At 42.5% G+C, this 23,881-nt stretch carries 24 protein-coding genes and 1 pseudogene; 7 read left to right on the top strand and 18 right to left on the bottom strand.

Annotated features, from left to right (window positions below):
* Positions 1-60: 60 nt before the first annotated feature.
* Complete coding sequence (locus NLP_RS22785; protein ID WP_104909984.1) at positions 61-270, top strand: type II toxin-antitoxin system HicA family toxin; 210 nt, start codon at positions 61-63, stop codon at positions 268-270.
* A complete protein-coding gene (locus tag NLP_RS22780) occupies positions 236-619 on the top strand; it encodes a type II toxin-antitoxin system HicB family antitoxin (protein WP_104908347.1) in 384 nt (127 codons plus the stop codon). The genes NLP_RS22785 and NLP_RS22780 overlap by 35 nt, the downstream gene beginning before the upstream one ends.
* 1 nt (position 620) lies before the next feature.
* Here the strand turns inward: NLP_RS22780 and NLP_RS22775 are convergent, their stop codons facing one another.
* The 4 genes from NLP_RS22775 to NLP_RS22760 form a co-directional block, all read right to left on the bottom strand.
* Positions 621-1,052 (bottom strand): NUDIX hydrolase, encoded by a 432-nt coding sequence (locus tag NLP_RS22775; RefSeq protein ID WP_104908346.1) that lies wholly within the window; start codon positions 1,050-1,052, stop codon positions 621-623.
* Between the two features lie 5 nt (positions 1,053-1,057).
* Positions 1,058-1,510, bottom strand: coding sequence for a DUF3531 family protein (locus NLP_RS22770; RefSeq protein ID WP_104908345.1), 453 nt, complete (start codon positions 1,508-1,510; stop codon positions 1,058-1,060).
* A 105-nt stretch (positions 1,511-1,615) separates the two neighbouring features.
* On the bottom strand, positions 1,616-2,548 hold the full coding sequence (locus NLP_RS22765; protein ID WP_104908344.1) for a Sll0314/Alr1548 family TPR repeat-containing protein: 933 nt from the start codon (positions 2,546-2,548) through the stop codon (positions 1,616-1,618).
* A 111-nt stretch (positions 2,549-2,659) separates the two neighbouring features.
* The gene (locus NLP_RS22760) at positions 2,660-4,240 is read right to left on the bottom strand and encodes a group II intron reverse transcriptase/maturase (protein ID WP_104908343.1); all 1,581 of its coding nucleotides are present in this window, start codon (positions 4,238-4,240) and stop codon (positions 2,660-2,662) included.
* A gap of 823 nt (positions 4,241-5,063) precedes the next feature.
* Here NLP_RS22760 and NLP_RS22755 point away from each other — a divergent pair.
* Both NLP_RS22755 and rsmG read left to right on the top strand, forming a co-directional pair.
* Entirely contained in the window at positions 5,064-5,738 is a 675-nt protein-coding gene (locus NLP_RS22755) for an ABC transporter ATP-binding protein (protein ID WP_104908342.1), read from the top strand.
* Positions 5,739-5,811: 73 nt separating this feature from the next.
* Positions 5,812-6,546, top strand: a complete 735-nt coding sequence (gene rsmG, locus NLP_RS22750; RefSeq protein ID WP_104908341.1) for a 16S rRNA (guanine(527)-N(7))-methyltransferase RsmG — start codon at positions 5,812-5,814, stop codon at positions 6,544-6,546.
* Positions 6,547-6,672: 126 nt separating this feature from the next.
* Here rsmG and NLP_RS22745 read toward each other — a convergent pair whose 3' ends face one another.
* From NLP_RS22745 to NLP_RS22735, 3 genes are all read right to left on the bottom strand, one after another.
* Positions 6,673-7,488 carry a superoxide dismutase gene (locus NLP_RS22745; protein ID WP_104908340.1) on the bottom strand — a complete coding sequence of 272 codons (816 nt, stop codon included), beginning with the start codon at positions 7,486-7,488 and terminating at the stop codon, positions 6,673-6,675.
* 110 nt (positions 7,489-7,598) lie between these two features.
* Positions 7,599-8,720 (bottom strand): ABC transporter ATP-binding protein, encoded by a 1,122-nt coding sequence (locus tag NLP_RS22740; RefSeq protein WP_104908339.1) that lies wholly within the window; start codon positions 8,718-8,720, stop codon positions 7,599-7,601.
* A gap of 16 nt (positions 8,721-8,736) precedes the next feature.
* Entirely contained in the window at positions 8,737-9,465 is a 729-nt protein-coding gene (locus NLP_RS22735) for a GUN4 domain-containing protein (RefSeq protein ID WP_104908338.1), read from the bottom strand.
* 276 nt (positions 9,466-9,741) lie between these two features.
* On the opposite strand from NLP_RS22735, the gene NLP_RS22730 reads away from it, so the two are divergent.
* The gene (locus NLP_RS22730; protein WP_104908337.1) at positions 9,742-11,163 is read left to right on the top strand and encodes an NADP-dependent isocitrate dehydrogenase; all 1,422 of its coding nucleotides are present in this window, start codon (positions 9,742-9,744) and stop codon (positions 11,161-11,163) included.
* 878 nt (positions 11,164-12,041) lie between these two features.
* On the opposite strand, the gene mtnA is transcribed toward NLP_RS22730, so the two are convergent.
* From mtnA to NLP_RS22700, 6 genes and pseudogenes are all read right to left on the bottom strand, one after another.
* Positions 12,042-13,121: an S-methyl-5-thioribose-1-phosphate isomerase gene (mtnA, locus tag NLP_RS22720; protein ID WP_104908335.1), complete on the bottom strand. Its 1,080-nt coding sequence runs from the start codon at positions 13,119-13,121 to the stop codon at positions 12,042-12,044.
* Positions 13,122-13,336: 215 nt separating this feature from the next.
* A pseudogene (locus NLP_RS22715) lies at positions 13,337-13,477 on the bottom strand (S-methyl-5-thioribose-1-phosphate isomerase); the annotation flags it as partial.
* A gap of 395 nt (positions 13,478-13,872) precedes the next feature.
* On the bottom strand, positions 13,873-13,998 hold the full coding sequence (locus tag NLP_RS35635) for a hypothetical protein (RefSeq protein ID WP_267894887.1): 126 nt from the start codon (positions 13,996-13,998) through the stop codon (positions 13,873-13,875).
* A 32-nt stretch (positions 13,999-14,030) separates the two neighbouring features.
* The gene (dxs, locus tag NLP_RS22710; protein ID WP_104908334.1) at positions 14,031-15,938 is read right to left on the bottom strand and encodes a 1-deoxy-D-xylulose-5-phosphate synthase; all 1,908 of its coding nucleotides are present in this window, start codon (positions 15,936-15,938) and stop codon (positions 14,031-14,033) included.
* Between the two features lie 758 nt (positions 15,939-16,696).
* Positions 16,697-17,143, bottom strand: a complete 447-nt coding sequence (locus NLP_RS22705; protein ID WP_104908333.1) for a hypothetical protein — start codon at positions 17,141-17,143, stop codon at positions 16,697-16,699.
* A 237-nt stretch (positions 17,144-17,380) separates the two neighbouring features.
* Positions 17,381-17,755, bottom strand: a complete 375-nt coding sequence (locus NLP_RS22700) for a hypothetical protein (protein WP_104908332.1) — start codon at positions 17,753-17,755, stop codon at positions 17,381-17,383.
* Between the two features lie 110 nt (positions 17,756-17,865).
* Here NLP_RS22700 and NLP_RS22695 point away from each other — a divergent pair, with 110 nt between their 5' ends.
* Positions 17,866-18,072, top strand: a complete 207-nt coding sequence (locus tag NLP_RS22695; protein WP_158680503.1) for a hypothetical protein — start codon at positions 17,866-17,868, stop codon at positions 18,070-18,072.
* 7 nt (positions 18,073-18,079) lie between these two features.
* Here the strand turns inward: NLP_RS22695 and NLP_RS22690 are convergent, their stop codons facing one another.
* Both NLP_RS22690 and NLP_RS22685 read right to left on the bottom strand, forming a co-directional pair.
* A complete protein-coding gene (locus NLP_RS22690; protein WP_104908330.1) occupies positions 18,080-19,042 on the bottom strand; it encodes an aldo/keto reductase in 963 nt (320 codons plus the stop codon).
* Positions 19,043-19,348: 306 nt separating this feature from the next.
* Positions 19,349-19,654 carry a small RNA NsiR4-regulated ssr1528 family protein gene (locus NLP_RS22685; protein WP_104908329.1) on the bottom strand — a complete coding sequence of 102 codons (306 nt, stop codon included), beginning with the start codon at positions 19,652-19,654 and terminating at the stop codon, positions 19,349-19,351.
* Between NLP_RS22685 and NLP_RS33465 the strand changes: the two genes are divergently transcribed.
* Entirely contained in the window at positions 19,653-19,817 is a 165-nt protein-coding gene (locus NLP_RS33465) for a hypothetical protein (protein WP_158680502.1), read from the top strand. The two genes, NLP_RS22685 and NLP_RS33465, sit on opposite strands and share 2 nt — an antisense overlap.
* Before the next feature lie 2 nt (positions 19,818-19,819).
* Here NLP_RS33465 and NLP_RS22680 read toward each other — a convergent pair whose 3' ends face one another.
* The 3 genes from NLP_RS22680 to NLP_RS22665 form a co-directional block, all read right to left on the bottom strand.
* A complete protein-coding gene (locus tag NLP_RS22680; RefSeq protein WP_104908328.1) occupies positions 19,820-20,074 on the bottom strand; it encodes a hypothetical protein in 255 nt (84 codons plus the stop codon).
* 272 nt (positions 20,075-20,346) lie between these two features.
* Positions 20,347-23,436, bottom strand: coding sequence for a phosphoenolpyruvate carboxylase (locus NLP_RS22670; protein ID WP_104908326.1), 3,090 nt, complete (start codon positions 23,434-23,436; stop codon positions 20,347-20,349).
* Positions 23,437-23,520: 84 nt separating this feature from the next.
* Positions 23,521-23,775, bottom strand: coding sequence for a hypothetical protein (locus NLP_RS22665; protein WP_104908325.1), 255 nt, complete (start codon positions 23,773-23,775; stop codon positions 23,521-23,523).
* Between the last annotated feature and the right edge of the window lie 106 nt (positions 23,776-23,881).

The raw sequence follows: 23,881 nt of genomic DNA, 5'->3' as shown, positions 1-23,881 counted from the left end.
AAATTAAGAAAATTAGTAGATCAGTTCCTAAAATAACCTCCAGAAGTGCGGTTTCAGGAAGTGTACTATCTATTGGAAGCTTTTGGCTTTGAAGAGAAAAGGTCTAAGGGTAGCCATCATAGCTTCCGAGACTCCCAAGGTAAAATTATCACTGTACCCAAAACAGGAGGACAAAAAGTTAAAGGAGTTTATGTACAGCAAATAGTTGAACTATTAAATTTAGAAGAGTGGATTGATGAAGACACTGAACCAGAAGAACCAGCAGATTGAGAAGCCGTCCTTAGAATATTATTTAAATCTTCAGTACCCTCTAACACTTTATCCCGACCCAGAGGGGGGATATGTAGCTCAAATTAAAGATTTACCTGGATGTCTTACCCAAGGCGAAACTCTTGAAGAGATAATGGCAAATCTTAATGAGGCGCGGGAATTGTGGATTGAAACAGCTTATGAAGCAGGCGATGATATTCCCTTGCCAAGTAATAATGATAGCTATAGCGGTAAACTACTACTACGGATGCCAAAATCTTTACATCGGCGTTTAGCTGAGACTTCTGAACGGGAAGGCGTTAGTCTCAACCAATATATTGTGTCTTTGTTGAGTGCGATTTCCAGATGATTTATAAATATTCAAAAAATACTTCAGGTACTAATCTGAATTCCCCAGATTTCAAGCGAGATATATCTATCCATAACGCTCTATGTTTATGATGTGGTGATTCGGAAAAAATTAAACTTTCCAGTTGATAAAATTTTGAATCAACAAAGTCACATTGATAAAGCTGAATAATTTCATGACCTTGCCTACCATTAAATGTAAACAGGTTTTCTATACAACCTAAATATTTAATATTAGTTAATTGTGCCTGAATTTCCTCTTGAAACTCTCGTTCTAAGGCGGCACGGCTGGTTTCGCCAAATTCGACACCACCGCCTAAAGCACGATAAAATGTTTGTTGTTTTACGGGATCGTAGCCTTCAGAAAGAAATATGCGTTCGCTATCCCGAATTAGCCCCAAGGCTATTACCCGAATTTCGCCTGCTTTATTCATTGTAACTAATTATCATAAATAGACTGAGGACGACTTTCGCTATCCTCAATAGGCCAATCTGAATTTTCACCACCGATGTACAATTCTTCAATGGTGACATATTCCTGACTAAGCTGTGTGAGAGCATTGATTAAAATATCCAGAGCGATCGCATCACTGGTTCCTAAATCAAACCAACAACGTCCCCACTGTCCCTCATATTCAAACTCACCTATGTTGTGCATCAGTGCTAGTAGGCTTTTGTCATAGCCCTGTTCATCATAATTCATGTAGCTGATATCGAGTCCAGTGTCCTGCACCTGGAGATTCTCTGCATTAAATGCACCCAATTTACCCAGATAAAACCAGGAATTGAAAACTTCTTCTACATATTGCTTTTCACGCGCAGAAGGATTTGTGCTGAATCTCAGCCAAATCCACATATCAAAAGGATTAATTTCGCGGAACTGAATCTCCATTTTGGTCTAATATCTCAATTACTCTTCTAGAAATAAGCATATCAAAGTAGGGAATGGAGAATGGGGCATAGGAGATAGAGAAAAAACTTAATCGCCAATGCTCAATTACCCAGCATTCTTCAGGCTAACAGCACTTCTGCGTTCGCGCTCAATTTGTTTGACTAAATCGCCTGGGAGTTGAGATTTTTTAGTCAATGCTTTGTCAAAATTAGCGATCGCTTCCTCGATCGTTTCCTGGCTTTTTTCTTTTTGCCCCAGTTGTTTCAGGATTTGGGCTTTGAGATAATAAATTTCTGGATTATCGGATGTGGTTTTGATCGCCCGATTCACATACTCTAGTGCTTGTGGATACTTTTTTAAATCTCGGTAAGCAAGAGCAATACCCCGATCGACTAGATACCCAGGAGAAGCATTTTGTTCTAAGCGTCGAATTGCCTGATCTGGGCTAGCAAAAGGCAAATTAACCGCCAATAATAAATCCATATAACCTTTGATTAAATTCAGTTCTGGATCGTTGGCAGAAATTGCTTCGGCTTTGTCTAAATATTCATAAACTTGTCGTAGCCGACTCAAGGCTTGGGGTACACCGTTGACTGTACCTTCACGAGTGATAACTACTGCTCCTTCTAAAAAATGACCAATAGCAATGTATAAATTACCACGCAATGGATCGCTAGGAATCAGTTTTTGTCCTGTTTCTAGAGTTTTCTGACTGTAGGTGTCAAGTTTAGCCCAATCCTTATTTCCGTATGCTAAAGATGCCTTCATAGCATAAACTAGAGGTTCATTTGGCTCTTTGGATAGTGCTTGTTCCAGATAATGATCTGCTACTGGATAGTTGCCCTGTTGAAAAATTGCTTTAAAAGCTGCTTCTGTTTGGTCGCCAATTTGATGAGGTTCGCGATTGCGAAACGGATCGCCAGCCAGAGAGGGATTTACCCAGACATTAAGTGCGATCGCACCTGCAAAAGCAGTCTGAGCAAAGGTGGTTAGTTTAGCAGATTCTACTAATCGAGGCGAAGAAAACCTTTTAGTCATTTTAACCCTCAGAATAATTGCGGTTGGTTGAGTCGATGGGGGATATTATTCCCCGCACCTCTCAGTTAAATCTGGGCGTGCGACTTTCACCGCACCCAGCTTCCGATGTTCTTAGCTTGCGCTTTTGCTTATGTGTTTGTAATCGTGGCAACTCTCATGAATTGCTTCCAGATTATTTTTCTTCCAATTGGCGTGATTTCCATCGATGTGATGCAGATTAATCCGTTCTTCATCGATGAATTTTAGACCGCAGGAAGCACATCTATGGTTTTGCTTCTTGAGGGCTTTAGAGGTTTCGCCGTCGTAGAGCTTACTATTACGTTCACTCCAATAGGCTGTGTCTCCGTCATACGGGGATTTGGTACCCTGAACCATGACGTGTTTATTTTCGGAGGTAGGAACCGTTGGAAATGCTTTCTTTATGAGCTTTTCGCTCGAATAGCGATTCTGTTTTGTTTCCTTGTTAAATACCGTGTAGGCTCTGTGGTGCATGAACCAAAGCGAGTGCTTTGAGCCGTCCATCTTACAGAACTTATGGTAATTTCTCCAGCCTCTAACTATCGGAGCTAATTTCTCAGCTTTTACGATAGAACCATAATTCGAGTTGTTAACGACGTGTTTTACTTTCTTACGGAACGCTTTAAAGTTATCCACTGAGGGACTACATCTGAACTTTCCGTTTTTCTGGACTTTAAAGTGCCAGCCGAGGAAATCAAACCCATCTGTCGCGGCGGTAACTTTGGTTTTCTTTTGGCTTACATTCATTCCGCGTTTGCGGAGGAACTCGCTGATTCTTTCAAGTATCTCTGTTGCATCATCTTCGGGTCGGAGTATAATAACCATGTCATCCGCGTATCGGATTGATGGCTCGGCAATTTGTTTTGCCGATGTTTCAGGTGTTATCCTTCTTCCCCCTCTGTGTAGAGAGTGGTATCTGTGGATACTCTCAATTCCGTTGAGTGCAATATTTGCTAATAGTGGGCTGACCACTCCCCCTTGTGGGGTTCCTTGTTCAGGAAATTCTGGATTTACCCCTGCCTTGAGGCATCGGAAGATACCGAGTTTTAGGCCTTTGGGGGCGATGAGTTCGTCCATTATTACTGAGTGGCTAATCCTGTCGAAGCACTTTTCAATATCGAGTTCGATTACTCGTTTTTCTATTCCGTTGGCTTGGGAGTTTAGGTTGTTAAAGATGTGTTTTTGTGCATCATGGGCAGAGCGCCCAGTTCTGAACCCATAACTCCTGGCGTGGAAGGTGGCTTCGTGTGCTGGTTCTAGTGCATATTTTGCTAGGCATTGCCAAGCTCTATCCGCGATGGTTGGTATCTTAAGCATTCTGGTAGTCCCGTCTTTCTTGGGAATAGGGATTTCCCTTAAGCCTTGATGCTTCCAATTTCCACTATTCATTTTCAGTAGTTCTTCTAGGTTGAAGCGTTCTTCAAATGAGAGGGATTTCTTACCATCAATACCAGCTGTCTTTTTACCAGCGTTTAGCTGAGATACAAGTCTAATTGCAAGAAATCGAGCCGAGGTGGATTTTAGAATAAGCTTTTGGAGTGACCTAGCTTTCCGCTTGTTTCCAACTTGAACAGCTTTGTACACGCGCTTTTGAAGGCGGAATAGGTTACGCCGGAATTTCTTCCAGGGTAACGTTAACCATGATTCACTGGTTTTGTAACTGTGTCTAATCATACTCTTCTCTAGTTAGTGTATTCTGAACACCTCAGACCAATTACGGTCTGTCCTACCCGAATTGTGGGGATTCCTCCGCTCGTCTGGGCTACTTGGGGTTCGACTGCCCCTAGACCCACAACTCGTTTTTATTCGTTCCCTCGGAGAGATTGATAGTTCCGTTAGATGTAGCCAATTTGACCATTAGATTCCCTGGACTCTTGCCGTTAATTATTCCGAAATGCGGCGGGAATTGAATTTGTCTCTAATGGAGTCAGGGTTGTTTGTGTTACGCCCTGCTCTACAATAGGTCACTTTTCTAGGCTCTGTTATCATCATGGGAACCCCCTATTAGCGCCAGTGTCAGCCCGTAACGGCTGTCTGATTGCACCCTGTTCCCAGCTTCACTCTACAAGAACCGAGCTTGTTCGGTGTGGGCAGATAAGGAGTCAATTCTGAGTCGGAATGGTAGGGCTTTCACCTACATCTGACCGAGAGTTCAGCCTTTAGTGACAGTAATCTGCTGTCAGACTGGACTAGTTATTTACGGACTGACTACCGTGATTCTCTAGTCAACGAATCGCACGAAATAGTTGTATGTGTTACTTAGAATGCAAAAATGGTTAATTTGAACTTGCCTCTGCTTCAACCAAAATTTTCTTATATATTGGTAATCTTTCCATGCTTCCAGGCTTAGTCTGCCACAATGGAGAAAAAGTGGATAATTCTTGCTGCTAAATTAAGGTGTTAATCCAGGTAATGCGCTGTAAATTTTTCCAGAATTTTCCAGATACTCTCAGTGTAGCTAATCAGTAATTTGCTGACTTTTTGGTAATCTTAACAAATGCTTTATCTCCGAAATGTAAATTATCATCCGACAGCGTGCCCAACAGCGATTCTCAAATCGATCAATTTAGAATTAGCACCCCAGCAGCTAGGTCTGATTATTGGTCCGAGTGGTTCGGGTAAAAGTACCTTACTAGAAATTTTGTCGGGACTAGCCGAACCCACTACTGGCGCTCTCTTCTGGCGTGAACAAGAACTTCTAGCCGAACAGCTACAACAATTAGCCGGGCTGGTATTTCAGTTTCCAGAGCGACACTTTTGTGGTGGTTCGATTTTAGAAGAATTGCGTTTAGGACATCCTGAGTTAGGGTCAGAACGAGTCAGACAGGCGCTGAGTGAGGTGGGATTAGAGCATTTATCGCTTTCCGCTGCTCCCCATGCTTTGAGTGGTGGTCAGCAACGACGTTTAGCTTTAGCAGTGCAATTAATTCGCCAGCCAAATTTACTGTTATTAGATGAACCCACAGCTGGTTTAGATTGGTCAATGCGTCGGCAACTGGTAAATTTATTAGCAAAACTGAAACAAGATTGGACATTGTTAATAGTGACACACGATGCTGGGGATCTGTTAGCGATCGCAGACCGTTGCTGGACACTTAACCACGGCGAACTAGAATCAGTAGACCCAAAGACACTAGAATCCAAAGTTAAAGAACCTCTACCAACTGTGTGAGAAAAGAGCAGGGGGCAAGGGGAGAAAGAGAATGCCTCAGACCCCATGCCCAATGACAAATGATAAATGACAAATGACAAACTTATTGCCTGAAATGGCAGAAATCTGGCAGCAAACTCTCAATTGGCAACCAACTCCTCAACAGCAAGTACAATTTCAAAAGCTTTATGAGTTAATCCTAGAAGGTAATCGTCAACAAAATTTAACTCGGATTGTTGAACCCCAAGAGTTTTGGGAAAAACATCTCTGGGATTCTTTGCGAGGAATTGCATCTCTGTTATCAGTAAATTTCTCTTCTGCTTCTCCCGCTCTCATCGATATTGGTACAGGTGCGGGTTTTCCGGGTGTTCCAGTGACAATTTCTGTACCTAATTGCACAATTACTCTTCTCGATTCAACTCGGAAAAAAATTACTTTCCTCGACAATATATTAAGTGAACTTGCCCTAACCAATGCCAAAACTCTTGTTGGTAGAGCGGAAGAAATTGGTCAGCACCCACAGCATCGACGAGCTTATAATATTGCATTGATCCGTGCCGTAGGGGCAGCCTCTGTCTGTGCAGAATATACTCTACCACTACTCAAACAGGGAGGTTTAGCCATAATTTATCGCGGTAATTGGACAGAGGATGAAACAGCTGCTTTACAGAATGCTGTGAACCAGTTGGGTGGTGTCATTGAATCAATCGAACAATTTACAACACCCTTAAGTCATAGCATCCGGCACTGTGTGTATTTGCGTAAAATAAGCACCACACCAATTCAGTTTCCGCGTGCTATTGGTATACCTACCCAAAAGCCTCTTTAACTAATTCGTAATTCGTAATTCGTAATTATAAAAGCTAGAGCAGCCCACACTGATTATAATTACGAATTACTTTGACAGGAGCCGAAGATAAACTTTTTATTTTTTGCTATCTTTCCTGCCCCATTTTTAAGCAAATTTACTTGCTGCTGCAAACCGCTTATTAATTTCATCCCAATTAACTACGTTCCACCAAGCATCTAAATAATCCGCACGGCGATTCTGGTAATTGAGATAATATGCATGTTCCCATACATCATTACCCAGGATGGGATATTTACCTGCACTTAAGGGACTATCTTGATTAGCTGTAGTTGCCACTTCCAACTTGCCACCCTTGTTACGCACTAGCCAAACCCAACCACTACCAAAACGACCAGCACCAGCCTCGTTAAACTGTTTTTTGAAAGCTGCAAAAGAGCCAAAATTTTGATTAATCGCGGAGGCTATATTTCCTGTTGGTTCTCCCCCACCTTTCGGTTTCATAATTTCCCAGAACATTGAGTGGTTGACATGACCACCGCCATTATTACGTACTGTTTTGCGAATATCTTGTGGTACATTGTCAAGTTTTTGCAACAGTTCTTCAATAGTTTTGCCTTTGAGTTCTGGATGTTTGGCTAACGCTGCATTCAGGTTTTTAACATAAGTTGCGTGGTGTTTATCATGGTGAAATTGCATCGTTTTAGCATCGATGTGTGGTTCGAGTGCTTCGTAAGCGTAAGGTAAAGGTGGTAGTTGAATAGCCCCTGTTGTATTTGGCGTTGTATTTGCTGTTGTATTTGGTGTTGTATTTGGTGTTGTATTTGCTGTTATATTTGGTGTTGTCTCGGAAGTTGCAGTGTTTCCCTGAGGAGATTTCTCTGCCGATGCACAAGCGTCTAATGCAAAAGCACCAGCACCTGATGTAAGTAAAACCAAGAAATGGCGTCGATTAATAGTCATATAAGTTTTGCAGCGAATCTATTCAGTCTCTATTGCAGTTTTCATTTTCTTAGATTTTGGCTACAAAAAATTAGAAATTAGCGATTACTTCTGGCAGTTTAAGAAACTCTTTATAAAATTCTGTCCCCAGTTTTGGGATCGAATACAAACAACTGATTTAAATCGAGCTGTAGAGAAAGGCGATCGCCTGGACGAAGACGCATATCACCGCCTACCTGAATATTCAACATCACCGCCGAAGCAGGTAAACCAGCACGAATCAAAGTTTCTCTTCCCAAAGGTTCCACAACTTTAACTTCAACCGATAATAGTCCTGAGTTTTGAATACTGTTAGCGGTAGCCGGGGGTTCAGCTCGTTCTGAGTCAGTGTTGATTTTGATATGCTCTGGACGAATCCCTAAATCAAAACTGTGTCCCTGATGCGACTGTAATTTGTCATTTACAACTGCTGGAATCGCTAATAACTGTCCACTCACATCAAAACCATTATTTTGATAGATTGCAGGCAAAATATTCATTGGCGGACTGCCTAAAAAACTTGCCACCATCTGGTTAGCAGGATTTGCATAAATAGTTTGGGGATCGCCAATTTGTTGAATCCGCCCGCGATTTAGCACGACAATTTTATCAGCCAAAGTCATCGCTTCAACTTGATCGTGGGTGACATAAATAGTTGTAATACCTAATTGTTGATGTAACTGTTTCAATTCTGCTCTGGTATCATCGCGCAATTGGGCATCTAAATTAGATAAAGGTTCATCAAGTAAAAACACTTGGGGTTCACGAGCGATCGCTCTCCCTAATGCTACTCGTTGTTGTTGTCCACCCGAAAGTTGTTTGGGTTTACGATCTAGCAAGTGATCTAGAGAAAGCGATCGCGCCACATTCATCACTCGTTCTTGAATGATTTTTCGGTCAACCTTCCGCATTTGCAAGCCAAAGCCGATGTTTTGGGCCACACTCATGTGAGGATAGAGAGCGTAGTTTTGGAACACCATCGCCACATCTCGTTGTCTGGCTGGGATATTATTCACCAAGCGATCGCCAATGAAGAGTTTACCTGATGTGGCGGTTTCTAAACCAGCGATCGTTCGCAAAATTGTAGACTTACCACAACCCGATGGCCCGACTAAAACCCAAAACTCGCCATCGGGAATTTCAAAGGTAATATCCTCAATCGCAGTGACGTTATTGAATCTACGCTTAATATCTTCTAGACGAACGTTTGCCATTATCTATTTCTCAAAATCATTTTTCAGAATTCTTTGTCCAAGCAGGGTGAGAGAGTAAAGAAGCAAAAACTCGTACCCCCCGAAGTTGATTAGAGAGGGGTAAATGGCCTCTAGGCGCACTCAAATCCCAGGTAAACTCGTTAGGGTATCGCGTCCAGGTATTACCTGCTTTCCAGCCAATTTTCGGCCAGAAATTCTCCCAATTTTTACCTAAACTTAACCAGATTTCTCGCTGCACTGAAAAGCCAAATTTACCTTCGGAGTGGACTAACCAGAGGTTGTTAATGGTTTGCAAGTCAACAGCTGAGGAATTTTCTACTTCACTAAAATACAACCATTTTCGTTGTACAGCCGTTGGCCCTGATAGTTCACACATTTTTTCTATGGTGAGGCGATCGGCTGCTTGGAAGTCTTGAACAGCAAGTAGCTGTTGCAAAGAATTGTAGTTAATGTCGCACTCTGATTTTAGAGGTACAATTCCTTCAGGAAAACAGGAGCGCAAAAATTCTTTGGCTTGGGGTGCATCAGAGTTATACAGGACTTGGTAAGCTTTGCCATCAACCCAAGTCGCTGGGTTTTCACGTCGTTTCAGTAAAAATTCCATCAACACGTCTAATCCCTCATTACCCAACTCAGCTAACTGTGGGATTATCTGTTGTTGGACTTTTTCAGACCCAGCGATTAATGGTTGTCGGAGGGAGTCGATGTCATTAGCAGGGCCTGATAAAATCATTGGGTCTGTCATGCCATTCTCGTTTTAGCGGTCAGTGAAAAAGTGGTAAGCTATTAGGCTTCTTTAAGGCGAAGCACTGATAGCGAAAAGTAGTTTACTATTTTTGATCGTACAAAATTGCGATCGCTTCACTGAAATCCCACATTATAATTCCCAAATAATGTACAAGGGGAATAGGGGGAAAATCTGTGCCTTATGGCTTGGTGAACAAAAGACACAGCAAAATATACAAGCCTGCCACATAAGGTTTTTTTAACTAGCAGCGTATCGATTAGGAGTGTGTGAACGATGTATGAAAAGATTACCCCCCCCGCAACCGGAGCAAAAATCACCTTCAAAAATGGTGAACCAATCGTACCGGACAATCCAATTATCCCCTTTATTCGGGGCGACGGCACAGGTATAGACATCTGGCCTGCTACCCAAAAAGTGCTAGATGCTGCGGTAGCCAAAGCATACAAGGGTCAGCGTCAAATTAGTTGGTTCAAGGTTTACGCTGGGGACGAAGCCTGCGATTTATACGGTACTTATCAATATTTACCTCAGGACACTCTCACGGCAATTGAAGAATATGGTGTAGCTATTAAAGGGCCTTTGACTACTCCCATTGGGGGGGGAATTCGTTCTTTAAATGTGGCGCTGCGGCAAATTTTTGACTTGTATGCCTGTGTACGTCCTTGCCGCTACTATGCAGGTACGCCTTCACCCCACAAAAATCCCGAAAAGCTGGATGTAATTGTTTATCGGGAGAATACAGAAGATATTTATTTAGGCATTGAGTGGCGACAAGGTAGCGAAATCGGCGATCGCTTAATTAAAATTCTCAACGAAGAACTGATCCCCGCCACCCCAGAACATGGGAAAAAACGCATTCCTCTTGATTCTGGTATTGGCATCAAACCCATCAGCAAAACTGGTTCCCAGCGTCTAGTCAGACGTGCCATTAAACACGCTTTGCTCTTGCCCAAACATAAGCAACAAGTGACTTTGGTGCATAAGGGCAACATTATGAAGTACACAGAAGGCGCTTTCCGCGACTGGGGTTATGAACTAGCAACCAGCGAATTTCGCCAAGAAACTGTCACTGAACGAGAATCTTGGATTTTGAGTAACAAGGAAAAAAATCCCAATATTTCCTTAGAAGAAAACGCCCGCGAGATTGATCCTGGGTTTGATGCTCTCACTGAAGAGAAAAAAGCGCAAATTGTCAAGGAAGTTGAAACTGTTCTTAACTCAATTTGGGCAACCCACGGCGATGGCAAATGGAAAGATAAAATTTTGGTGAATGACCGGATTGCTGACAGTATTTTTCAACAAATCCAAACTAGACCGGATGAGTATTCGATTTTGGCGACGATGAACTTGAACGGCGATTACTTGTCTGATGCCGCCGCCGCCATTGTTGGGGGATTGGGAATGGGGCCAGGGGCTAATATTGGTGATTCTAGTGCCATATTTGAAGCTACCCACGGTACTGCACCTAAACACGCTGGCTTAGATCGAATTAATCCGGGTTCAGTGATTTTGTCTGGTGTGATGATGCTGGAATTTATGGGTTGGCAAGAAGCCGCAGACCTAGTTAAGAAAGGTTTAAGCGATGCGATCGCCAGTAGTCAAGTCACCTACGATTTAGCCCGGTTGTTAGAACCGCCAGTTGAACCCTTAAAATGTTCTGAATTTGCCGAGGCAATTATTCAGCATTTTGGTTAAGTTTACTAGGGTTAATTAGTTGAATAAAAAGACCTCTGCCTGGTTTTATTACACAAAACCTGTCCCTCTCCGAGTCGGAGAGGAAGAGACTTGAATTTTAGTTCAAGACAGGGAGAGGTTTCTAAATTTGCTCTATGGCAATACTCGTAAATTGGCTAAGGTATTGGTATAAAGGTACAAATACGAGATTATTTTGATGGCTAAAGGTTTTGGAAAATCACCTGCTAATATAGAAACTCAAGGTCTACGCCCCTTTAGACAAGCACTCTAAAAGCTTGATTTTATCGATGAAAACGAGAAGCGCTATATTTGTTCCTTGTCTAGGGTTTTTAATCGAATGACCAAATAATTTTGAGAAAGCCCTGACGATTTTTATTCGCCAGGTCAGTATTTTTACTAAATCAACCATTTTAAAAAAGCGAAATGGCATTTTATTTGCAAAAAACACCAAAATCAGAAAGCGAACTGGGGTTTGAGTAAGTCAAATGGCATTTTGAGAAAGCAAAAGCTTATTTTACTTGCGGAAAACACCAAAATGAGAAAGCAAAAGCTTGTTTTGAATAAGTCAAAGCTTATTTTACTTGCGGAAAACACCAAAATGAGAAAGCAAACTGGGGTTTGAGAAAGTCAAAGCTTATTTTGAGAAAGTAATTGCGGATTTTGCTTATTGAATTTAGTCCAAATATGAAGTTTAGATAAAATTATTGAAAAAATTGCTGATAAATTTTGATCCGTCAGATTTTAAAGTAGTCAAAAAACAAAGTCCCCGGCTTTTCTAAAAAGTCGGAGATTTTTTTGGGGCAATCCTCTATAAAGTTTCCGTTATTCGGATTTAGAGCGATCGGTAGAGTTATCGAGAACTCGGCGCAAGTTCTCCATTAATTCGGATTTAACCCAATCGGTAATTGCTTTAACTGTGATTTTGCTAATTCGTGAGGTGCGATCGCTCCATTCTCTGTAATGATGGCTGTAATCAACTCAGCCGGAGTCACATCAAAAGCTGGATTGTAAAAATCTACACCCTCAGGTGTGAGAATAGTATCGCCAACTTGATATATTTCTGTTGGATCGCGTTCCTCAATGGGAATTTGGCTGCCATCGGCTAATTCAAAATCAACGGTGGAAAGGGGTGCAGCGACAAAGAAGGGTATATTATGGGCAATAGCAGCGATCGCAACACTATATGTACCAATTTTGTTAGCAGTGTCGCCATTGGCAGCAATGCGATCAGCACCCACAACTACAGCATGAATCAAACCCTGTTTCATGCAATGGGCTGCCATATTATCAGTAATTAATGTCACTGGAATCCCTTCTTGCACACATTCCCAAGTGGTGAGTTTTGCGCCTTGTAAGCGAGGACGGGTTTCATCGGCAAATAAACGTTCTAAACGTCCTTCCCTCCAAGCAGAACGCACCACACCTAAAGCAGTGCCATAACCAGCAGTAGCTAATGCCCCAGCGTTGCAGTGAGTAAGTAGCCTCAGCTTTTGTGGAGTATTGGGCAAAACTGCCAAACCATTGTCGCCGATCGCTTGACAGGTTTGTAAATCTTCTATGTTGATTGCTTGGGCTGTTTGGAAAAGGATTTGCTTGATGTCTTCTACTGTTCCCAGAGTTTCGTAGGCAGTTTTCATCATCCGGCTGATTGCCCAAAATAAATTCACCGCCGTTGGACGAGTAGAACGCAACAACTGGGCTACTTTATCTAAGTTTTGCAAAAATTCGTGGCGATCGCTTGTTTCAATTTCCCTTGCGCCAAGAAACATTCCATAAGCCGCAGCCACACCAATTGCAGGCGCACCTCGGACAATCATGGTTTTAATCGCCCGCGCCATATCTTCGCTGCGGTGAATTTCCACAAATGCATACTCGTTAGGTAAACAGGTTTGGTCAATTAATGACACCGAGTCGTTGTGCCAAATAACGGGATAAACCTGGTTTGGAAAATTTGTCATCAAAATTATTACTAATTTAAATTGGAAGTAAGTCTGCGTTAAAAAAATCAAGCGCTCTGACGAAATGTAAAATCAGCGAACAGTTGATAAATCAGTGATTTCACAGTTTTTACAAAACTAAACCTACATCAGTTTTATCGTGCTGACCTTTTTACGTTTACCCCTAATAATATAGCGTTTTTCACTCGTATGAAGTACACAAAAGCCTTATATAGCATTGCATAAGCCGCAGCTACATTAATTACAGGCGTACCTCGCACAATCATGGTTTTAATCGCCCGCGCCATATCTTGACTGCGGTGAATTTCCACAAATGTATATTCGTTAGGTAAGCGTGTTTGGTCAATTAGTAACATTGAGTTATTGTGCCAAATAACGGGATAAACCTGATTTGAAGAAAGTGCAGCACGGCGTAAATCGAGCAACCATACCCTACTCTTAAGCAATCTGCAAAATTCCAAATGCTTATGATATGAGCATTTGGAATTTAGAATTGCAGCGAAGCGTTACTAGGCAATCAGACTTAAATTGCTACTACTCAGATAACACTTGATGATTTTAGATAATCGACTAAAATCACTTGCTTGTAGCGACAGTAGGATTGGCTCTTAGCGACAAATTTTAAATATAGCGCTTCTCGTTTGCGTGGGGTGTAGGGGCACGGCACTGCCGTGCCCCTACACCCCACGATATAATTTTGTACCGCATCTGAATGGGAACCGCTATAGCTTAAATAGTTAATATTTTTCTGTTAGAGAATAAAATAAAACTTTAATCCCGAAACACTAGAATTGTAGCTCCGTAGGCGATCGCATAACTTGAATATACTGATATTAGACTTGCCGTTTTCATAAGCGATCGCCCACACCTGAGTCACAAGTGTGGGCGATTCATTCTACAAAAAATTAGCTAAACAACAGTAGATAATTGCCGTTTAAAGAAAGCTTGCAACACTCTCTCTGCTATTTGATGACTAGTTAAACCGAGTTCTGTCTTAGATTCATTGGGTTCAGCATGATCTACCAATACATCTGGTACACCGAATCGCTTGACAGGAACGAGAATATCTGCATCTAGTAAAGCTTCCGCGATCGCAGAACCAAAGCCACCCATGATACAACCTTCTTCTAAGGTGATAACACGGCCGATTTTCTTTGCTAAAGGCAAAATCAACTCGGTATCCAAAGGCTTAACGAAACGCGCATTAATTACAGTTGCTTCAATGCCATGTTCGCTGAGAATTTCCGCGGCTTGCATTCCTGGATAGACCATTGTGCCATAAGCGACGATTAACACGTCATCGCCTGTACGCAAAATCTCGCCTTTGCCGATTTCCAAAGGTTCCCAGCCTTCCTCCATCAAAGGAACACCGTAGCCATTGCCACGAGGATAACGCATTGCGATCGGCCCACTGGTATGATTAACGCCAGTTACTACCATGCTTTGCAGTTCTGCCTCGTCTTTGGGGGCCATGATTACCATGTTGGGAATGCAACGCAGATAGGCAATATCATACATACCTTGGTGGGTGGGCCCATCAGATCCGACGATTCCCGCCCGATCCAAGCAGAAGAATACTGGCAGGTTTTGGATGCAGACATCATGAATTATCTGGTCGTAGGCGCGTTGCAAGAAGGTGGAATAAATAGCTGCAACAGGGCGCATCCCTTCGCTTGCAAGTCCTGCTGCTAGGGTAATTGCGTGTTGTTCCGCAATGCCGACATCAACATATTGATTCGGCAGTTTTGCTTGAAGTTTATCTAAACCTGTCCCCGTTGCCATAGCCGCAGTAATCCCAATGATTTTCGGGTTTTGTTCGGCAAGTTTCACCAGAGTGTGAGAAAAGACTTTGGCATAAGCCGGGGGTTTGGGTTTATTAGAAGGAATGGCTTTGCCAGTTGCGACGTTGAAAGGGCTTTGGGCGTGGTAGCCAACTTGATCTAGTTCGGCAATTTCATAACCTTTGCCTTTTACTGTTGCCACATGTACCAAAACTGGGCCTGGTATTTGATGTGCTTGTTGGAAGGTGGCAATTAGTTCTTCAAGATTATGCCCATCCACTGGCCCAATGTAGGTAAAGCCGAGTTCTTCAAAAACTGCACCTACCTTTGGAACAGCCAAACGCTTCATACCTTCTTTGATCCGTCCGAGTTCGGGTGATAGGGATTCGCCAACGAAAGGAATTTGCTTCAACTGTTCCTCAAGATTATCTTTAATAAATTGCACCGGTTGGCTGAGGCGCATTTTGTTGAGATAGCGGGGAATCGCGCCGACGTTGCGAGATATGGACATATCGTTGTCATTGAGAACAACCAACAGATTGGTTTTCGGCATGTGTCCGGCGTGGTTGATGGCTTCTAAAGCCATGCCGCCAGTTAGTGCCCCATCCCCAATCACAGCAACGGCTTTAAATTTTTCTCCTTTCAAGTCTCGCGCTAAAGCCATGCCCAATGCTGCTGAAATGCTTGTAGAAGCGTGTCCAGCCCCAAAGTGGTCAAACTTGTTTTCACCCCGTTTGAGATAGCCCGCAATTCCATCTTTTTGTCTAAGGGTGTGGAAGCGATCGTAACGTCCTGTAAGCAGTTTGTGGGGATAAGCCTGGTGTCCTACATCCCAAATCACTTTATCCCGATCTAAGTCCAGTGTTTGGTAAAGTCCTAGTGTTAATTCGACAACACCCAACCCTGGCCCCAAGTGTCCACCATTAACTGCTACTGTTTGAAGATGCTTATCTCGAATCTGACGGGCAATCTGTTGCAGTTGGCGAACAGATAAACCGTGCAACTGATTAGGATGGGTGATTTCGCTCAGATGCATATTATAAGGTTTTCCTCTCTAACTTCCAGTCTCGGTATTTTGATTTTCCCACGGTCGGGTTGTCCACAGAATCAAACTTTTACATTGTTACTAAGTTGTAGTGGAAAGTATAACTTCTTAATTGATAATGGTGAAAAATCTGTTAACCATTAACAATTCGTCAAATAAGATTGCAATCAGTTAAAGTTATAACACATTTCTCCGTGAGTAATGCTACTTATAAAATGCCTGTGATGCGTATAGAAAAACAAGTTTTTTAAGAAGAATTTGCGGAAGTTCCCTAAGCAGATGACTCAATTTTGCTATCTGTAAGTTAGTAAAAAAGAAAATCAAATATTTTAATTTACAGCTATATATCTAGCATAATTGCTAGTAAATTTTTAACTAGAGTTTCTACTCTTCTGCGTTGACAGCAGCTAATTTTATCAGCGATCGCTACTTCTTATAACTGTGACAAATATGTATCTAAAGCTACTCGATTACTTGCTCTAACTTCATGTATTTAGTAAATCATTTCTGTATCTCGTTAAAAGTCTCCAACTAGGAAACGAGGCTTTAACTACAATCCCCTGTAGGCACGCAGAGCTAGCTGTGCTACCCTTACCATAATGTTTAACTATCTGTAAATTGCTGTAATAATATTGACGTAACCTGAGACTTTCCGAAATTACTCGTAAACAACAATGTTTCCGACTTATTAAAAAAGTCGGAAATTTAAAGCTTTCGATTTTCGCAAATCAAATCAGATTGCTATATCTCTATTTACCAAAAGCATCCTTAATGTTTTCAACAGTACGTTCAACAACATTCTTTGTGTTGTCTACTGCTTCTTTAGTCCGAGATGCGTCTTCATTTGCTCTCTTCTGAATTGTAGCGGCATCTTTCTTGGCTTTACGCCCAATAGGGCTATCGTTGTCTGTTGATTGGTCAACTTTACTGGCATTGCTTTTGGCAGCATCCTTCACTTTATCTGCCGTATCATCAATGAAATTTTTGGCTCGTCCAGCATCTTTACTGGTTTTTTCTTGAACTTTATCGCCTGCATCATCGTATGCAATCAAGGTTCCAGTAGGATTGGCCATTGCTGAGGTGTTCGAGAAAAATGCACCTTGCCAAACAAAAGCGATCGCTAACATACAAAACAATGTTGTGGCCATCCAGCGTTTTAGGGTAGAAAGCTGTTTTGTAACATAATTGGATTTCATACAATACAATCTCATGTGATTTAGTATATTATTTCTACTTCATTTAGCTTATTAGCCATATCGATCCCTAGATAGAAGTTCTCGCATCAATAGTTATGAAATTAGTTCACTATTTTGATAGATTGAATTTTGAGTAAAGATTATTTTCTAGTAATCAAAAGTCGGTTTAAACAAATTAGAATTTTTCGACATGGGCGATTGCACCCAGAGAAAAGTTAGCGATCGCCCTTCAGTTAATTAACTTGCAATCGCAACTGACTTTTTACGATTGGGACGCTTGCGTTCTGATTTTTTCTTCAGTCCAACGGCTTGAGCTTGATCGCTATCTGAACCATATTGTCCGCGGATTACTTCTTTCATCGCTAATACAGCATTATGAAATTCCCATTCTGCTAATCGCGCAGCATTGGCCGCAGCACGATATAAAGTTAGTTTTTCAGTTTCGGATTGTTGCTGCGCCAACATAGCTTGATAAGCTTGCTGTAAGTTTGCTACAGAGGCATCAGTACGGTTTGTATTATATGTACTGATGGTTTGCAAGCCGTGAAATGAGTTTATATCTTGAGTAATTGATTGAGAAGGCAAACGACGGGTTTTATCTTGGGTGGGCATACAAGTATACTGATATAGTGTATATTTTAATGTGCCCATTACAACAAAAAATCTAACGGTAAAGTGAGATTTTTAGATAGAACAAGGTAAAAAAAAGCGTGAGTTAATTTTTGCAGGTCGAAACAATGCCATTGTTAGCCGAAACAATCGCATTGTCAGTCGGAACAATCGCATTATCAGTCAAAACAATGGCATTGTTAGACGAAACAATGCCATTGCAGGGAGTTGCATTAGATAGCGTGGCGATCGCAATTACTAAACTGGAAGATGCTTTATTGTTGTATCACCGTATGAACTTCCTGCACAGACAACACTAACAAAGCATCACGCTGACATCAATTGCTGAATACGCTGTGGTTCCTCTCCCAGCCAATCTGGATTTTGGGCGGTGCTGTCAAAGATTGATGAGGTTTTGAACGGCTCAAACTCGCCGCGTGATGCCGCTTCTGCCGTTTTTGCTAAGAGCGATCGCACTTGCTCGTCGTTCATTGGCTGAAACGTCCGCACTGCTTCAAAAGCTTGCTCTAGAATTTCCATGCTGTCAATTCCGGTAATCACAACCGATGTGGGCAGATTCAAAGCATAGTGTAAACATTCAATTGGCGTTACAGTCTTAGACCGTAAAAGAATACCATTTGCCAAGCTTTTCATCCCCAAAATGCCGATATTTTGTTTTACAAGTTCTGGTACAACCAGCTTTGCAAAGCTCCGGTAGTGGGCATCCATTACATTCAGCGGCATTTGCACTGTATCAAATTTAAACCCGTGAGCAGCTGCAACTTCCAGCGTATGTAAATGAATATGGGGGTCTTTGTGTCCAGTGAAGCCGATGTATCGCAGTTTTCCAGCTTCTCGCGCTTCAATGAAGGCAGCATTTGCCCCTTCGGGGTCGAAAATTCGATGGGGGTCTTCGTATCGAATCATTTCGTGATGCTGAACAAGATCGATGCAATCAACTTGCAGACGTTTAAGTGATTCGTCTAATTGTTTTGCGGCTTCTTTCTTAGAGCGACCATCGATTTTCGTCATCAGAAACACTTTATCCCGGTAGCCATCGCGCAGCGCTTTTCCCATACGAATCTCGCTGACTCCACCGTTGTAATCCCAACTGTTATCCATAAAGGTGATGCCGCGATCGATGGCTGTTCTCACAATGCGGATACCCAATTGCTCATCAACGTGCTTCAAGGCAATGTGCCAACCACCCAATCCGATGGCGGAAACTTTCTCTCCTGTGCTGCCAATAACTCGGTATTGCATTTCTGAATTTGACGTAGTTCTTGACATGTGTTCTCCAAGTCTTTCAGCTATTACTTAAGTACATATAGCCATCTGCCAATTCAAACACAAGGTAAAGTTGACAAAATCTTGCTGAAGATACACTTTTCGACGAGATTAGGATAAATACTCAAGAAGCCAAAATACCGATGGCAATTTGGAAGGTGTGAGGTAGATAATTTAATTTATGTGTTAAGCCCAAACGTGTGGCGGTAGGGAATTAGCAGAATTACGCTGTGCGAAGGAGTGTCAGAGTTTGTCGCCAGATATCGCTAAGGTATCTTATCTCAACGAACTCCTAACTCCTAACTTTATTTATTTGCCACTATAGAAAAAGGCAATTTCTTTCTCTTTTAGGGGTGCGAAACCAGCATCTACGAGTAATTGGTCGAGTTCCGCTTGGGGAATGTGTTTTGCGCCAATTCGCACAATGCGCGATCGCATCGTATTAGATACACCACTGCGCTGTCTGTTGCCTTCTAGCGCCATAACTTTACCATAAAGTTCTAGCTTGGCAGACGGAATGGGAGAACCATCAAAATCAATTCCCTGTGCGATCGCTTCATCAATCGCATCAGCCCCTGTAGTAGTTTGATTCCCTGGGTTAGTTTCGGTAGGCATGGTGATTTTCTCTTCTTCGCTATGGGTAGATTTTACCAGCCTTGCTGACACCAAAGCTGCCAATCCTCAAACTCATACCAATTTGAAAATCTTTAAAGACGCGATTCATCGCGTCTCTACCCAAGGATGTGTTGCAATCATTAATTTAATTGGTATCACATGAGACTAATCACGAGCTTGTCGCGTCACCACACCACCAACAAAAGCCCCTAAGATAGTGCCTGTCCAAAGTCCTGTTGTGCTACCTTGCCATATTGCTCCTGGTGTCATCCAAGCGTTGCACATCTCCTTTAAACCCCAAGGTTGGTTTTGGCACTTTTGGCTATGCAGCATTATAGTGATTTGCCCACTGGTGTAAGCACCAAAAAAACCTGATAGCAGCGCCAAAAAAGTGCAAATTAAAATTCTGTTTTTTGTCATTTGTCATTTGTCATTGGTCATTGGTCATTAGTCATTAGACTTCTTGCATAAATCAATGAGCTTTCACCCTAAATCCCTCTCCCAAGCTTGGGAGAGGGACTTTGAAATTGGCTCCCCTTCTCCCAATTTTGGGAGAAGGGTTGAGGGATGAGGGGGAATTTTGCATTTGTGCAAGAGGTCTATTAGTCATGGGAAAGAGGACAAGAGAAAAGACTTGTTGCAAATTATCACTTAAGTTACTTTGTCTCCCCTGCCCCATGCCCCATTCCCAATCAACCTGTATTTCTCATCCCAGCAGCAATACCATTAATAGTTAACAATGCTCCTCGCAGTAACTCGCCTTTGCTGTAACGAGAATGAATTACTCCAGAAGTAGCAGTAGTATTTTGGGACTGCCGTAGACGTTTGAGTAGTGAAACTTGGATAAATCCCAAGGGGACAATTGTGCCATTGCGTAACTGCACAGAGCGTTGCAATACAGGATCGCCATCTAAGAGTCGATTGTGATCGGTGATTTTTAACACCAAATCTCTTGTTAGATAAAACTCGCTGGCAATTTGGTCAAAAACCTTGGCAAAACGAAGTTGATCTTCTGGTTTTGAGAGTTCCTGGACGTAGTGGTGTGCCATTTGCATATCTACTTTTGCCAAAGTCATCTCGGCCTTAGAAATCACCATCTTGAAGAAGGGCCACTTCACGTAAAAGTAGCGGAGTAATTTCAAGTGTTCTTCTGGTTCTTCGTTCAAGAATTCTTGTAACGCTGTGCCAACACCGTACCATGAAGGAAGCAAAAAGCGAGTTTGTGTCCAGCTAAATACCCAAGGAATAGCTCGCAGACTACTTAAATCTTTCTTACCAGATGGACGACGTGCGGGGCGGGAACTAATTTGTAGCTGGCTAATTTCTTCAATGGGAGTTACTTCGTGGAAGAAATCAACAAAATCAGGCTGTTCGTAGATTAGGGCGCGATAATGTTGACGCGATCGCGCTGCTAATTCTTCCATAATCTCATTCCAGGGTTCAATATCATCAAACCCTGTCCGCAGCAGACTAGCTTGAATCACAGCAGTGGTGATGGTTTCCATGTGATACAAAGCCAAGTCCAACAAGGAATATTTGGAAGCTAAAACTTCTCCTTGTTCGGTAATCTTGATTCGCCCATTGATACTATGACCTGGTTGAGCCAAAATCGCTTCGTAAGCGGGGCCGCCACCTCGTCCCACAGAACCGCCGCGTCCGTGGAAAATCCGCAAATTTAGATCGTAGTTTTCTGCTATTTCTTGCAGTGATTTTTGAGCTTTATGAATTTCCCAGTTGCTGCTTAAAAAACCAGAGTCTTTGTTGCTGTCAGAATACCCCAGCATTACTTCTTGCAAGTTGGGGGTGACGGAGGAGGAGGCAGGGGAGCAGGGGAGCAGGGGAGCAGGGGAGGGTGAATTTTCATCTGCACCTTCTGCTTTTGTCTGTTCGTAACCACCAGCTAACAAAGCGCGATATAACGGTAGTTCAAACAGTTTCCGCATGACGCTTCTGGAGCGTTGCAAATCTTCTACTGTCTCAAATAGGGGGACTACTTGAATAGTTCCGACGGCAAGGGCGGGGTCAAAAAGTCTGGCTTCTTTGGCTAAAAGCAATACTTCCAGCACGTCGCTCACGTCGCGGCACATACTGATAATGTAAGTTTGGCAGATGTTAAGACCAAATTCTTGTTGCAGCGATCGCACGATGCGAAAGGTTTCAATTACATCGTTGGTTTTTTCCGAAAATGGCAATTCTGCCGGGATTAGTGGGCGACGGGTTTGCAGTTCGCCTGTGAGCCAAGCAACTCTTTGCTCCTCAGATAGTTCGTTGTAAGGTTGGGGTAATATTTGCAGGTATTCGAGGATTTCGTTGAGCGCATCGGCGTGACGGGATGATTCTTGGCGGATATCTAACTGTGTTAAGTTAAAACCAAAAATTTCTACTTGACAGATCAGATTTTCTAATTCTCGACAACTTAAACCTGTTTCTGTCAAGTTGCGCTGAATCATTCGCAGTTCTGCTAAAAAATCGGCTCCCGAACGATACAGGGGGCTATCTTGATTTGTTGGCGTTTCCCGATTGTACAAAGCTAAATTGCGATCGCGAGTATTTTCCAACCGTTTCAGCACGTAAGCCAGTTTCAGCCGATAGGGTTCTTGTCGATAACGCAGCGCCAGTGCGTCATATACCTCGCTGATCTGGGACTGATCCAATTCTAGAGATTCCAGCAAATCTGGTAAAACATCACTCCAATGCATCGACACACTCAACAATTCAATCAGATTTTTCACTGACTGAATATATCTCCCGATTACCATTTTGCGCTGATAGCAAGCCGTTTTCCAGGTGATTTCGGGTGTGACTGATGGGTTCCCGTCTCTGTCTGAACCTACCCAAGAGCCAAAAGAGCAAAAGTTTTTACTCGGTGGTTCTAGCCAAGGAAAGGTATTGGATAGAGTGTGTTTGAAACGTTTATACAGTTGCGGAATGCCATCAAATAAAACTTCTTGGAAGTAGTGCAGGGCATAATCTACTTCATCTAGCACTGTGGGTTTGAACTGATGAAGTTCGTCTGTACGCCACCACAGGCGAATCTCTTCGAGCAATTGTTCGCGGACATCTACTGCTTCCCAAGGATATGCTCCTGGTGTAGTCCCGGAATGGTTTTCCAAGGCATCCAGTTTTTGCAAAAGTTGTACTACTTGTCGCTGCTTATCTCGGATGGTATGACGAACAATTTCCGTCGGGTGCGCTGTGAAAACTAAGCGCACATCCAGATGTGCAATTAGACGTTGAATTTGCTGGGGTGGGACATTCAGTTTGAATAAATAGGGAAACAAGGCAGCAAAAGTACCTTTTGGTTTGACTTGCGCCTTTTCGAGATAATTCTTTCTCAGGAAGGCTGCTGCTATTCCCTTGCTAACAGGTGCGTCATCTTCTCTTTGATTGGAGGAATAATTAACATTGGATGGTGTTTCTGGCTCTATAGCCTCTGTTTCTGCCTCATAGCGACTCAATTGCTGCCGTTGTTCGTATTCCTGCTCTATGATGTTGATCAGCTGAAAATACAGAGCGAAAGCACGAGCCGCGCGAATTGCTTCGTTGATATTTAGTTGTTCAATCAATTTGACGGCTGAAGATGCTTGGTCATTTGTTGCTTGTCCTTCTGGCGAACATAAATCGCGCAACTGACGCAACAGGTCTACCATATTTTGACCGCATTCTTGCCGGAGAACTGACTCCCACAATTCTTCCACTACCTGGAGACGATGACGCAAAAATAATTCCGACACCGGGTATATATCCGCAGTTTGAGACGAAGAGTATAAAAGGGAACCCATATTCTCTATTCTTGTAAAGCTAATTACTGTTTACGGTTCTTGGTTTTGCACTTAATGCTCACCGGGTTGTTCCTGAGCAAATAATTATTTGGTGTATATCTTCTCATCTTGATTGATTTCGTGTTCATCTGGGAAGTCTAGATTGGGTAGGCGATCGCCTCGAAATAATTCTTCACTAGCTTCTCCTATGGCTTCTAGTGCTCTTACTGTAGTTTTTCCGGTAAGCAGGAGCAGTAATATAGACGCTGTACCTATTTGTAAAAGGAACGATTGGGGAATGGGAAATAAATCCAGATTGGATGCGGGTTTAGGTGAAGACTGTTGGTTGATAGGAGGCATTGCTAATTTTTGGTTATGGGAATTTATGAGTAGAGACGCAATTAATCGCGTCTGTTAGGAAAGACGCGATTAATCACGTCTGTACAGGAGTTAGGAGTTAAGATGA

This window comes from Nostoc sp. 'Lobaria pulmonaria (5183) cyanobiont' (genome assembly GCF_002949795.1).
Taxonomy (GTDB): domain Bacteria; phylum Cyanobacteriota; class Cyanobacteriia; order Cyanobacteriales; family Nostocaceae; genus Nostoc.
This window is presented reverse-complemented; position numbering and strand designations above follow the sequence as displayed.

Excerpts from the sequence above, each read along its gene's own strand:
- NLP_RS22780 (WP_104908347.1), top strand. The coding sequence starts at position 236 with ATGAAGACACTGAACCAGAAGAACCAGCAGATTGAGAAGCCGTCCTTA.
- NLP_RS22775 (WP_104908346.1), bottom strand. The coding sequence starts at position 1,052 with ATGAATAAAGCAGGCGAAATTCGGGTAATAGCCTTGGGGCTAATTCGG.
- NLP_RS22770 (WP_104908345.1), bottom strand. The coding sequence starts at position 1,510 with ATGGAGATTCAGTTCCGCGAAATTAATCCTTTTGATATGTGGATTTGG.
- NLP_RS22765 (WP_104908344.1), bottom strand. The coding sequence starts at position 2,548 with ATGACTAAAAGGTTTTCTTCGCCTCGATTAGTAGAATCTGCTAAACTA.
- NLP_RS22760 (WP_104908343.1), bottom strand. The coding sequence starts at position 4,240 with ATGATTAGACACAGTTACAAAACCAGTGAATCATGGTTAACGTTACCC.
- NLP_RS22755 (WP_104908342.1), top strand. The coding sequence starts at position 5,064 with ATGCTTTATCTCCGAAATGTAAATTATCATCCGACAGCGTGCCCAACA.
- rsmG (WP_104908341.1), top strand. The coding sequence starts at position 5,812 with ATGACAAACTTATTGCCTGAAATGGCAGAAATCTGGCAGCAAACTCTC.
- NLP_RS22745 (WP_104908340.1), bottom strand. The coding sequence starts at position 7,488 with ATGACTATTAATCGACGCCATTTCTTGGTTTTACTTACATCAGGTGCT.
- NLP_RS22740 (WP_104908339.1), bottom strand. The coding sequence starts at position 8,720 with ATGGCAAACGTTCGTCTAGAAGATATTAAGCGTAGATTCAATAACGTC.
- NLP_RS22735 (WP_104908338.1), bottom strand. The coding sequence starts at position 9,465 with ATGACAGACCCAATGATTTTATCAGGCCCTGCTAATGACATCGACTCC.
- NLP_RS22730 (WP_104908337.1), top strand. The coding sequence starts at position 9,742 with ATGTATGAAAAGATTACCCCCCCCGCAACCGGAGCAAAAATCACCTTC.
- mtnA (WP_104908335.1), bottom strand. The coding sequence starts at position 13,121 with ATGACAAATTTTCCAAACCAGGTTTATCCCGTTATTTGGCACAACGAC.
- dxs (WP_104908334.1), bottom strand. The coding sequence starts at position 15,938 with ATGCATCTGAGCGAAATCACCCATCCTAATCAGTTGCACGGTTTATCT.
- NLP_RS22705 (WP_104908333.1), bottom strand. The coding sequence starts at position 17,143 with ATGAAATCCAATTATGTTACAAAACAGCTTTCTACCCTAAAACGCTGG.
- NLP_RS22700 (WP_104908332.1), bottom strand. The coding sequence starts at position 17,755 with ATGCCCACCCAAGATAAAACCCGTCGTTTGCCTTCTCAATCAATTACT.
- NLP_RS22690 (WP_104908330.1), bottom strand. The coding sequence starts at position 19,042 with ATGTCAAGAACTACGTCAAATTCAGAAATGCAATACCGAGTTATTGGC.
- NLP_RS33465 (WP_158680502.1), top strand. The coding sequence starts at position 19,653 with ATGGTGATTTTCTCTTCTTCGCTATGGGTAGATTTTACCAGCCTTGCT.
- NLP_RS22685 (WP_104908329.1), bottom strand. The coding sequence starts at position 19,654 with ATGCCTACCGAAACTAACCCAGGGAATCAAACTACTACAGGGGCTGAT.
- NLP_RS22680 (WP_104908328.1), bottom strand. The coding sequence starts at position 20,074 with ATGACAAAAAACAGAATTTTAATTTGCACTTTTTTGGCGCTGCTATCA.
- NLP_RS22670 (WP_104908326.1), bottom strand. The coding sequence starts at position 23,436 with ATGGGTTCCCTTTTATACTCTTCGTCTCAAACTGCGGATATATACCCG.
- NLP_RS22665 (WP_104908325.1), bottom strand. The coding sequence starts at position 23,775 with ATGCCTCCTATCAACCAACAGTCTTCACCTAAACCCGCATCCAATCTG.